The 11,305-nt window shown below is 59.9% G+C and carries 9 protein-coding genes; 5 read left to right on the top strand and 4 right to left on the bottom strand.

All coding sequences use genetic code 11. The features are described from left to right. Positions 1-108 precede the first annotated feature (108 nt). Positions 109-822 carry a circadian clock protein KaiC gene (locus LN415_04980; GenBank protein ID MCJ2556445.1) on the top strand — a complete coding sequence of 238 codons (714 nt, stop codon included), beginning with the start codon at positions 109-111 and terminating at the stop codon, positions 820-822. Between the two features lie 5 nt (positions 823-827). Then, positions 828-1,370 carry a UbiX family flavin prenyltransferase gene (locus LN415_04985; GenBank protein MCJ2556446.1) on the top strand — a complete coding sequence of 181 codons (543 nt, stop codon included), beginning with the start codon at positions 828-830 and terminating at the stop codon, positions 1,368-1,370. A gap of 15 nt (positions 1,371-1,385) precedes the next feature. Here LN415_04985 and LN415_04990 read toward each other — a convergent pair whose 3' ends face one another. Continuing rightward, entirely contained in the window at positions 1,386-3,695 is a 2,310-nt protein-coding gene (locus tag LN415_04990; protein MCJ2556447.1) for a DUF835 domain-containing protein, read from the bottom strand. Between the two features lie 99 nt (positions 3,696-3,794). Between LN415_04990 and LN415_04995 the strand changes: the two genes are divergently transcribed. Then, positions 3,795-4,517 (top strand): TrmB family transcriptional regulator, encoded by a 723-nt coding sequence (locus LN415_04995; GenBank protein MCJ2556448.1) that lies wholly within the window; start codon positions 3,795-3,797, stop codon positions 4,515-4,517. A gap of 20 nt (positions 4,518-4,537) precedes the next feature. After that, positions 4,538-5,716, top strand: coding sequence for an NAD(P)/FAD-dependent oxidoreductase (locus tag LN415_05000; protein ID MCJ2556449.1), 1,179 nt, complete (start codon positions 4,538-4,540; stop codon positions 5,714-5,716). On the opposite strand, the gene nadC is transcribed toward LN415_05000, so the two are convergent. The 3 genes from nadC to LN415_05015 form a co-directional block, all read right to left on the bottom strand. Then, positions 5,676-6,524 carry a carboxylating nicotinate-nucleotide diphosphorylase gene (gene nadC / locus LN415_05005; GenBank protein MCJ2556450.1) on the bottom strand — a complete coding sequence of 283 codons (849 nt, stop codon included), beginning with the start codon at positions 6,522-6,524 and terminating at the stop codon, positions 5,676-5,678. The two genes, LN415_05000 and nadC, sit on opposite strands and share 41 nt — an antisense overlap. A 36-nt stretch (positions 6,525-6,560) precedes the next feature. Continuing rightward, entirely contained in the window at positions 6,561-7,784 is a 1,224-nt protein-coding gene (locus LN415_05010) for an MBL fold metallo-hydrolase (GenBank protein ID MCJ2556451.1), read from the bottom strand. Between the two features lie 80 nt (positions 7,785-7,864). Then, positions 7,865-9,133, bottom strand: a complete 1,269-nt coding sequence (locus LN415_05015) for an MgtC/SapB family protein (GenBank protein MCJ2556452.1) — start codon at positions 9,131-9,133, stop codon at positions 7,865-7,867. A 164-nt stretch (positions 9,134-9,297) separates the two neighbouring features. Here LN415_05015 and LN415_05020 point away from each other — a divergent pair. After that, on the top strand, positions 9,298-11,305 hold a 2,008-nt coding region (locus LN415_05020), incomplete at its 3' end, for a thrombospondin type 3 repeat-containing protein (protein MCJ2556453.1).

The raw sequence follows: 11,305 nt of genomic DNA on the forward strand, positions 1-11,305 counted from the left end.
CTGTTTCCCGCCAGACCTCCAGTCGTTATCGCGTCTCCGACTTCTCGCCCGCGGGGAACATCGTTAAGGTTATTATTCTCGATACGCATTGGGTGTTTGGTTGATTCCATGAGTGAACGAATCAAGACGTTTATCGGCGGCCTCGATGAGAGGATGGAAGGCGGGATACCGGACAAGTACCTCACGCTCGTATGCGGACGGGCAGGGACGATGAAATCAAGCATCGCTTTCAACATCCTCTACCACAACGCCAAGGAGAACGGGCTCAGGGGCGTCTACATCACGCTCGAGCAGAACCGCAAGAGCCTCGTGGAGAGCATGGTCCGGATAGGGATGGACCCGCGGAAGATCACGGGGAAGGGCGGCATAGTCGTCGTGGACATGGCCCGCCTCCGCAAGGAGCTCGAGGACCAGGGCAAGCAGGCCGAGATAAACTGGCCGCAGTCGATCATCACGACGGTGAACAACTACAAGATGAAGTACGGCTGCAACCTGTTCGTGCTCGACTCGCTCGCAGCGCTGTACTCCATCACCGACTTCAAGACGCCAAGGAGCGACGTCTTCATGTTCTTCGACAGGATCAGGGACCTGGACGTGACAACCTTCCTCGTCTCGGAGATGCTCGACCCGGACAAGCAGCTCTTTGGCCAGTACGGCGTCGAGGATTTCCTTGCGGACGGCATCTTCCATCTGGACATGCAGAGGGACGAGAGGAACGTGAACCTCTTCCTGAGCGTCGTGAAGATGAGGATGACCAAGCACGACAGGGCGTACTATCCCGTCATCGTTGACAAGGAAGGCTTTGAGATAGTCACGCAGTAGCTCTCATGAGGATAATCATCGCCGTCACGGGCGCATCCGGCATGCCGTACGCCACGACCCTTCTGAGGGAGCTCGACGCCGAGAAGCACCTCATAGTCTCCGAGAACGCCGTCAAGGTCATCGAGCGGGAGTCCGACATCGGCCTGGATGGGATGAGAGCCCTGGCGGATCACGTGCACGACCCCGCCGACATGACGGCCCCCATGGCCTCCGGCAGCGCGAGGTTCGATGCGATGGTCATCGTCCCCTGCTCCATGTCCACCCTCTCGAAGATAGCGTGCGGGATCGCCGACAACCTGATATGCAGGACCGCCCAGGTGTTCCTCAAGGAGAGGAGGAGGCTCGTTCTCGTTCCCCGCGAGACGCCGCTGAGCTCGATCCACCTGGAGAACATGAAGAGGCTCTCGGACTGCGGTGCCACCGTCCTGGCAGCGATGCCCGCATTCTACACGAGGCCGTCAACGGTGGCGGACATGGTGAACTTCGTCGTCGGCAGGATTCTTGACAGTCTCGGCGTCGAGCACTCGCTCTGCGAACCGTGGGAATGAAAAAGGGGACCGCGTCTAAGGACCTGTGACGTCCTCCACCCTGTCGAACTCCTTCTTCAGCATCGACAGCTGGTCCTGTGCCAACGACAGCGGGGTTATGGGGACGACCAGAGTCGCGTCGTTGATCGAGCAGAGGTCGTTCACCTTCTTTATGAACTTGAGCGAAACCTCGAACCCGTTCTCCACAGCGAGGTACTCCAGGCCGTCCAGGAGTATCACGCCGCCCTCGGACTTCTTCACGAAGTTGCTTATGGCCCTCATTATCTCGAAGTCCAGCCTCTTCGGGTCAAGGGTCTGGAAATCCGAGCTCGTGTCCGTCAGCCAGTACAGCTCGACGTTCTCGATCGGTATCTCCCTCTTCAGCTTCTCCGGGTAGGTCGTCGAGATGATCAGCCCCGCCAGGTTCTTCTTCATCAGGCTGTTGAACTGCTCGTACGCCACCGTCGGCGTGTCGCCCACCACTAGGTGGTTGTAGCCCGGCTCCACGACCTTGAGTGCCGAACCGCAGTTCTCGCACATCGTCCTCATCAGGTCGGCGCCCTCCTCGATGAGGACCACCTCGGAACAGGAGCTGCACTTCGCCGTGGTCATCTTCTTCTCCTCTTCCTCGTCGACCTCCAGGTCGTTCCCGCACGCCGGGCAAGTGGCCACCTTCGTGGCGCAGCTCTTGTGGTAGATCTGCCCGCACTTGCAGCGGACGGCCTCCCTGAGGCTCGTGATCTCGTCCATGCAGACCGTGCACGCCAGGGTCGAGTGGACCGGCGGCGGTGGCGGCGCCTCCGGCTCGCTGACGGCCGCTCCCTCCACAGTGATGTGTATGTCCTCTTCCTCCACGGCTGGCGGTATCATCATCGTCTTCCTGTCGTACATCACCTTCGTCATGACGACCATCGCTACGAAGGTCGCGATAGTGAAGATCCACATGAACAACCCCGTGAGGTATACCCCAGCGCCGACGAAGACGAGGAGGGAGGGGAAGAAATAGAAGATGATGTAGAGCAGGACGAAGACCTTGCCGAGGATGTGGAGCCACTTGATCTTGACAGCTCCCGCCCGATAGCGCCTCGGGTGCGCCATCTTGAAGACCATGTATGACTTGTTCTGGGCCGACAGCATGGCGTAGGTCAGGATGAAGATGAGTATGAACAGGATCTGCGGGTTCTCGAAGACGTCGAAGTCGACGAAGACGGTCTTGTCCTGGCCGCTGGCGGCGTAGTCGAAGTCCGACGTGTACGAGAGGATCATCCCGCCAGGCGTGCGGATGATGTGCACGGTCCCCTTGTTCGCGGCCACGTCTTGGAAGCTCGTGAGGCCGAGCAGGTAGTCCGTGTGGTGCATCTCAATGCTGCCCTCGTATGTGCTCGGCGCAATGACGGCGAGGTCGTTGAGTCTGAAGCCCTCCGCGTTATTGACGGAATCAGACTTGAAGAGCAATCTGAGGAAGAACTCCGTTCCCGCGTGGTCCTCTGTCAGGTCGAGGCTCACAGGGATCCAGCTGGATGTGCCATTGGAAACCGACAGGTTGTATATCTCGTTCCAGTTCACACCGTCCACGCTCGTGAGGAAGGCAAGGTAGTCTCCTCCGTTGGCGACGTTTCCAGTGTAGCTGAAATTGAGGATGCATTCGGTCGAGGAATTCAATCGGAGGTACTCGGAGTCCATGACCATCCTCGTGTCGTTCTCGTACATCCATGTCGTCACATTGCCAGCGTAGAGCGTTCCCCCGGGGTTGGGCCACGGGAAGTACAAGTACGGTCCCAATACCGTCTCGAAATCGGTCGTCAGGTTGACTGAGAACACGTCATAGAACGCTCGGGCGATCGCTATCTCGTCCTGAACGTAGGTCCTCCTGGCCTGGTTGGTCTCCATGGTGAACCTGTGCGTGATGCTGAGGCTCCCCGTCGTGCTCGCGTCCGAGCCCACGAGCCCGCTCGAGCTTTGCTGCACTCCCGGTTCCGAGTTCCCCTCATCCAGGGTCACCTCCTTGATGCGTCCGTATCTGTAGTCGGTGCCGTACGCCCCCGAGGGCGGTCTCTCCAGGTAGTCCTGGACGTCTTGCGAGTAAGCGAAGGCCTCGTCCACCTCGATCACTCCGTCACCGTCATCATAGCGGTAGAGTATCTTCTCCCTGAGGTCGAGGGCCTCGGCGCCAACCGCCGTGAAGTAGATGTGCCCTCCACCAGAGAGGCCCGTGGTCCCGATCATCTCCACGTCCGTGGTCACGATGATGCGGTTCCCCTGGGCGGAAACGACGCTGAGGAAGAGTGAGACAAGAAGGGTCAGGAATACAACAATGCAGAAGTGCTGGAGAGCGTGGCGGTCCATCTCAATCACGAAATAAGTGCCAGAGATAAATAGTTTCCTGAGCCGATATCGCTTCAATGAAAAGCTTTTCAAGTCCAGTGCGTCATGTCCGTCGGGAGCATGGAAGTCGGTGACGTTGACCTGATGGAGGAGTACGACAAGATAGTCGGCGTGCTCCATACGCTGGGCCTCTCCAATTACGAGGCGAGGGTCTACATAGCTCTCGTCGCACACGGATTCGGCGATGCCGAGACGATCGCGGGCACCGCCAGGATCCCCCGGACCTCGTCCTACAAGGCGCTCCAGTCGCTCTGCTCGAAGGGGTTCGCCTTCTCCACGTCCGGAAGGCCGTCCGTCTACAAGCCGGAACTTCCCGAGAGGATGAAGAAGAAGATACTCGGCGAGGTGTCCGACGCCTTCGACAAGCTGAGCCTGGTGCACGAGATCGCACGCGACAAGGGCGAGCCTCAGCTGGTCTTCACGATCACAGGCAAGAGCAGGGTCATCGACAAGATCGGCGAGCTCGTGGACAAGTCCTCCGAGAAGTTCGTCGTCGCCACCCCGACGTTCTCCGAGATAAGGGAGGCTCACATGAAGAGGCTGGAGGCGGCGATCCGAAGGGGGATCAGGGTGATCGTCATCACGGAGCCTGGGCAGAAGGTGCCCGAGGGCGCCGAGGTCCACTTCCGGAAGGGGCTGATCGCCACGGACATCATCGTGGACGGTAGCGAGGCCCTCCTCGCGAGCCCGGACCTGAACGCCTGCGGGTTCACGGACAATCCCTATCTCGCGAGGCATCTGGAGGACTTCCTCTCCATAATGATATCACACGGGCGGGAATGAGAGCTGATCGGCGGGTTGAGATGGAATTCGACGTCTTGGTTGTTGGCGCGGGACCGACTGGATGCCTGATCGCCAGACGGCTCTGCAGTGATGGCTTCTCTGTCGCCGTTGTCGAGGAGCACAGGGAGATAGGCGAACCCGTCCAGTGCTCGGGGCTCGTCACGAAGCGCGTTCTCGAGTTCGCGACCGATGAGAGGACCGTCCTCGGCCGCCTGAAGGGGGCGCACCTCTTCTCCCCGGGCGGGCACAGGATAACGATCGGTGGGACCGACGAGAGGGCCGTCGTCCTGGACAGGGCCATGTTTGACCGAGGACTGGCGGAGGCCGCATCCCGGGCGGGGGCGGAGATGCTTCTGGACACTCAGGCGATCGCCGCAAAGAGGTCGTCCGATGGGGTCACGGTGACGCTCACTCACTCCAAGGAGACGAAGAAGGCTAAGTGCAAGATCCTGGTCGGCGCCGACGGGGTCAAGTCCAGGGTGGCGAGGTGGTTCGACCTGTCGCAGCCCGAGATCACGGTCTCAGGGTTCCAGGCCGAGATGTTCGGCGGGGAGCTCGACGAGGACATGGTGAGCCTCTACGTGGGCAACGAGGTCGCGCCTGGATTCTTCGCATGGGTCGTGCCCGCGGGCGACGCGGTCCGCGTGGGTCTGTGCGTCAGGGAGGGCAGCGCCTTCGAGCATTTCGAGAGGTTCCTCGCGAACCCCCTGGTCTCGGAGATGCTCAAGGGGGCGGAGCCCCTTTCCTATCAGGCGGGGATGATCCCCTTCGGCCTCTCCAAGAGGACGGTGGACGACAACGTCGTGATAGTCGGGGACGCGGCCTGTCAGGTCAAGGCAACGAGCGGCGGGGGACTCTACACGGGCCTCGTCTCTGCCGAGGAATGCGCGAAGGCCCTCGTCGACGCGCTGGAATCGAAGGACTGCTCGCGCGCTTCCCTGTCGGCCTACCAGAAGGCGTGGTTCGAGCGCGTGGGGGCCGAGGTCAAGCGGGGACTCCTGCTCCACCGGGCCTTCGCAAGGCTCAGCGACAAGCAGTTCGAGACGATATTCGGCCTGATCGACAGGGAGGACATACTGGACATCATAACGAAGAAGGGGGACATGGACTATCCCTCGAAGATCGGCTGGCGGCTCGTCAAGAAGGAGCCCAGGTTGCTCAAGTTCGCGTCGCCCGCTCTAAGAGCCCTTTTCTGCTGAGCTCCTTGATCTCGAGCGAGAAGTCTATCGCACGAACGGAGTGCGTTATCCATCCCAGGGAGATGATGTCCGCGTAGTCCGCGTAGTCCACGATGTTCTGCGGGTTGATCCCGCCGGAGACCTCGATCGTGCAATGCGAGATCTCCCTTATCTTCCCCGCCACGACCCTTCCGATGTCCGGAGGCATGTTGTCCAGCATGATTATGTCAGCTCCTGCCTGAGCTGCTTCCATGGCCTCCTCCTCCGTCTCGACCTCCACCTCGACCTTCTTGTTGAAGTGTCCCGCCTTGGCCCGCTTGATCGCCTCCTTCACGGACCCGACGACCTTCAGGTGGTTGTCCTTGATGAGGAACGCGTCGTCCAGCCTGAACCTGTGCGGGTCGCCCCCTCCGAGCATGACAGCCTTCTTCTCGAAGAACCTGAACCCTGGCGTGGTCTTTCTCGTGGCCGCTACGCTCACGTCTGGATTCCTCTCGCGGCACTTGTTCGTGAGCTCCCATGTCTGGGTCGCGATACCGCTCATCCTCATGAGGAAGTTGAGCGCAACTCTTTCGCCCGCCAGCATCGCCTTGGCCTTGCCCCTGAGCAGCATCACCTTTGTGAACTTCCCGATCCTCTGTCCGTCCCGGAAATCCGTTTCCGTCTCGACACCCAGATGACCGAATATCGCCGCGGCCTCCTCCAATCCGGCGAGGATGCAGTCCTCCTTCGCGAAGATCATCGCCTCGGCGTCCACATCGCCGATCAGGGCATCGGAGGTGATGTCGCCGTGCCCGAGGTCCTCCTTCAGAAACGCGGCAGCGTCCATCGTGAGCCCATCATCCTGCGATATTAAATCGTTTCTCTACAATTCCATCCACTCGCCCTCGACCGGGAGCACGTTCTCCCTGCCCTCCACCTGGCTCGCGAGCTCCTCGCGGTTGTCGCCGTGGCAGTAGACGACCTTGTCGGGGTCGCAGCGCTCTATGAACGTAAGCAGCTCGGAATGTCCAGCGTGCGCGGAGAAGTCGAAGGAGCAGACCTCGCACTCGATCTCCTGCGTGGCGCCGTAGAGGTTGATCTTGCCCTCTTCCTGGAGCATCCGGCCGTTGGTCCCCTCCACCTGGTAGCCCGTGAGCAGTATCCCGCTCTTCTTGTCCCTCCTCACGCGGTTGATGTACTCGAGGACGGGCCCGCCGTCCAGCATCCCGCTCGTGCAGACGATGACGTCGCCCTTCAGGGCCATCCCTCTCGCCCTCGGGCTCCTCACCATCCTGGTTTTCCTCACCGCCCGCCTGAGTTTCTTCGGGTTCCTCAGGAACTCGGGCATGCTGAGGTAATGCCTGTTGATCGCCTGGCCCATGCCGTCGAGCCAGACCTCGAAGTTGCTGTTGGCGAGGGAGAGGAGGACCTCCTGCGTCCTTCCCACCGCGAACGAGGGGACTATGACCTTCCCGCCGCGGTTGACGATCTCCTCCACCTTCTTGAGGAACTTGTACTCCACCTTCTGCCGGTTCTCGTGGTCCCGTCCGGCGTATGTGGACTCGAGAATCAGTACGTCGCACTTGACGGGCTTGGCCCCTCGCACGAGTCCCGTGGGTATCGTGTGGATGTCGCCGGTGAACAGGACGCTCTTGTCCCCCACCATCTCGTACATGGCTGCCCCGGGTACGTGGCCCGCCGAATGCACGCGGACCTCCGTATCGCCGACCCTGATGACCTCGTCGAAGAGGACCGGCTCGAAGTTCTCCCGCATCCGCTCGATGTCCTCCTTACCGTAGGGTTTGGGGTATCCCTCGTACTCCGCGATCTTGAGCGTGTCATGGGTCAGCATCTCCGCGACGAGAAATGTCATGGGCGTCGCGAGGACCCTCGTGTCGTGCCTGCCGCACAGCCAGGGGATCATGCCCGAGTGGTCTATGTGCGAATGGGTCAGCATGACATGCCCAACCGGAGGCGCGGGCCTCGGGTACTTGGGTGGCTTGGCGGGAGTCATCCCGTAGTCGAGCAGTATCTCGTCGGGACCGTTCCTCAAGAGACATGCCAGGCTTCCGACCTCGTGGGCCCCGCCAAGGAAATTAGCTTCCATGCTCACCACGATAGGCAGACTCTTCTTAACCCTTTTGGGCTGTCAGCGGGAGCTTGCTCGGACCCGCAAGCCGCGCATCCCTAGGCAAACGAGTATAGGACCACGGATGAGACGACGCCGATAGCCACGGCGAGGCCGAAGATGACGATGATGTATTTGCTCAGTTGCCTGGTCCCGAGGACGGCTACGATCCCTCCCTTTACGAGGGTGTTCGATATCGCGGCGAGGATGATGGCGATGCTCGCCGTCATGTTGGAGATGGAGGAGCCGCCCAGTCTTGCCATGCTCAGCGTTATCGCGTCGACGTCCATGAGGCCGGAGAGCGCGCTCGCGACGTAGATGCCAGTGTCCGCGAAGTGGACCTGCGCCGCCTTTGCGACCAACAGGATGATGGCGAAGAACAGGCCGAACTTGAGGGCCTGTCGGACGCTGAAAGGGTTCTTGAGCTCCACCTCCTCCGTCTCTCCCACCTCCTTCCTGAAGAAGAGAACGACGGCCGCCACGGCACAGACGATGGTCATGACCACCATCGGGCCGAGAAGCATCCAGAACAGGGGGTGGTTGAGCACAGCCACCTCGAGGAGGATCCTCGGGAACATCATCATGGAGGCTACGGTTATCCCGATCGCGAAGGACCTGGTCAGTGATGGGTTCTCCTTGCTTCTTTGGGAGAAGGCCAACGCCACGGCCGTGGAGGACACCAGGCCGCCGAGCAGTCCCGTCAGCCCGACGCCTTTCTTGCCTCCGAGGACCTTCACGGCGACGTATCCGGCGAACCCGATGCACGCGATGAAGACGACCATCAGCCATATGTAGAAGGGGTTGAGGACGCCGAGCCAGCCGTAAGCCTCATTGGGGAGGATCGGGAGAATGACTATGGTCAATATCGCCAGCTTCAGGGTCGCGTAGACATCCTCTCGGCTCACCTTCTTCACGAGCTTGTGCAGAGCTGGCTTGACCGACAGGAACGCCGTCGTCACAACGGCAACCGTGGCTGCTGCGATGAGGTGTTCGAAGTAGACGAGACCGCCCACGATGAAGATGATGAGAGTCGCCACCTCGGTCGTGCCGCCGATCGATCCTCTCTGTGACGACGCGTAGTATGAAATGGCAACAAGGGCGGAGAACGCGATGAAGGATACAACGAAGAACCAAACGTCAAACATGGCCGAGATCGTGCCCATCATGGCGATGAGGATGAACGTCCTGATCCCCGCGAACTCCCGTGCGGTCCTGTCCTTCCTCGCATACTCCCGCTCGAGACCCGCCAAGCCTCCCAGGGCGATGGATATCCCCAGCTTGACGACAATGGCCACCTCGGGGTCGAGAGTCGTGCCGAATAGATCCATCCCGCTGGCTTATCCTGGCGGCTCTATTTATAGTTGCATACTTCGGGTTTCTACCGGTCGCATGAAGGTCCTTCCAGGTCGACCGACAATGTTAAATTCGCCCCAGCTTATGGACTCGAGGCATGGGGCGATGCTCCAGGTCTGTTTGGGAATGGAGGATTGAAATGAGAAAGATTAGTGGAAGTTTGTGTGCCTACTTTTTGGGAGCGATAATGGTTCTTTCCGCACTGGTCATTCTGATACCTGGACCCGCGGAGGCTCCGCCACTCGGCTCCGTTGCGCTGTTCAAGGACAGGGATGCTTGGGGAACCCTGAGCAATGAGAATGTCCTGACATCGCATGGGATTTCGTATGACGTCTTCGGGTCGTCGGACATGGGTGTCGTTGACCTCTCGAGCTACGACAAGATAATCATAGTCTCCTGTCAGGACCTGGCCTTCTACCAGGACGTGGAGGCCAACCGTGCATGGTTCGAGAGCTACATCTCGGGGGGAAAGAAGTTCCAGATGAATGGCGCGACCTATTTCGCGGACAACTGGAACCTACTGACCATGCCCGGCGGTCTCACATCCATCGGCGACCAAGGAATCGAGCTGCTCTCGATCGTGGACAACGGCCATGAGATGGTGAACGTGCCGCATGTCATAACGGACTCCGAGATAGACAACTGGTGGTTCTCTACGCACGGCTACATAACCGGAACCGGGGGCTCGCCCAAAGTGATCATCGAGGAAACGGGTACCGGAAACATGATTCTGATCGAGTACAGGTTTGGCGGGGGGACGGTCATAGCGTCCATGCAGACCTTGGAGTTTGGATATGCATTGGGATACTCCCCCATCCTGGAGAACATCATTCTCTACAATCCTATCTCGGTCGACCATGACGTTGCAGTGGAATCGCTGGACATACCGGACGTCGTGGAGAGGACGGGGACCTACTTCGTCAACACGACGATCTGGAACCTCGGGCTCAACGACGAGTTCAGCATAGTCGTGAACTTCTCGATCGATGGAATCCTTCAGGATTCAAGATTCATACCTGCGCTTCCAACGCTGACATCTCAGAACGTGAGCTTCATGTGGACGCCGATGGTCAGCAACGACTACTTCCTTGAGGTCGACGCATCCTTCGTCCCGAACGAGAACATAACGACCAACAACGCCGCGAACAAGACCGTTTCCGTCGTGGACACGGTGTCGCCCGTAACGCCTTCGGGCTTCATGATAAGGCTCGTCCCGACGGGCAATGCGCTGGATATCTTGTGGACCGAGAACACGGAGCCGGACCTCGCGTTCTACAACGTCTACAGGAGCATGGACGCGATGGGCTATACTCTCCTCGCGCAGGTCCCGTCAGGCAATGACCACTGGATCGACACGAGCGTGTCCAACGGTCTCACGTACTTCTACAAGATATCGACCCAGGACAATGTCCCGAACGAGTCGCCGACGACGATGGTCCTGGCGGCAATACCTGACTACGACTCGGACAATGACGGCACCGGGGACGCTTTCGACAACGACGATGACAACGACGGCGTGCCCGACAACGTGGACGCCTTCCCGTTCGACCCCACTGAGTGGGCGGACTTCGACGGTGACGGTATCGGCGACAACGCTGACCCGGACGACGACAATGACGGCGTGCCGGATGGTGCCGACCAGTTCCCGTACAACGCCAATGAGTACACGGACAGCGACGGTGATGGCATAGGGGATAACACGGATCTTGACGACGATAATGATGGCTATCCGGATGACATCGACGATTTCCCCTACGACCCGTTCGAGTGGGAGGACACCGACGGTGATGGCATCGGCAACAACCTCGACCCGGACGATGACAACGACGGCGTGCTGGACGGGAACGACGCATTCCGGCTCAATCCGAACGAGTGGAGGGACACGGACTCTGACGGCGTCGGGAACAACGCCGACCCGGACGATGACAATGATGGCCGCGTGGATGAGGTCGATGCTTTCCCGCTTGACCCCACGGAGTGGGAGGACACGGACGGTGACGGCATCGGCAACAACGCGGACACGGACGATGACAACGATGGCGTCCTGGATATCGATGACGACTTCCCGCTCAATCCGAACGAGTATCGCGATACGGACGGCGACGGGACCGGGAACAACGACGACATCGACGACGACAACGATGGCG

This window comes from Candidatus Thermoplasmatota archaeon (assembly GCA_022848865.1).
In the GTDB taxonomy this organism is placed as follows: Archaea; Thermoplasmatota; Thermoplasmata; order RBG-16-68-12; family JAGMCJ01; genus JAGMCJ01.

Coding starts and splice junctions, on each gene's coding strand:
- LN415_04980 (MCJ2556445.1), top strand. CDS start 109: ATGAGTGAACGAATCAAGACGTTTATCGGCGGCCTCGATGAGAGGATG.
- LN415_04985 (MCJ2556446.1), top strand. CDS start 828: ATGAGGATAATCATCGCCGTCACGGGCGCATCCGGCATGCCGTACGCC.
- LN415_04990 (MCJ2556447.1), bottom strand. CDS start 3,695: ATGGACCGCCACGCTCTCCAGCACTTCTGCATTGTTGTATTCCTGACC.
- LN415_04995 (MCJ2556448.1), top strand. CDS start 3,795: ATGGAAGTCGGTGACGTTGACCTGATGGAGGAGTACGACAAGATAGTC.
- LN415_05000 (MCJ2556449.1), top strand. CDS start 4,538: ATGGAATTCGACGTCTTGGTTGTTGGCGCGGGACCGACTGGATGCCTG.
- nadC (MCJ2556450.1), bottom strand. CDS start 6,524: ATGGACGCTGCCGCGTTTCTGAAGGAGGACCTCGGGCACGGCGACATC.
- LN415_05010 (MCJ2556451.1), bottom strand. CDS start 7,784: ATGGAAGCTAATTTCCTTGGCGGGGCCCACGAGGTCGGAAGCCTGGCA.
- LN415_05015 (MCJ2556452.1), bottom strand. CDS start 9,133: ATGGATCTATTCGGCACGACTCTCGACCCCGAGGTGGCCATTGTCGTC.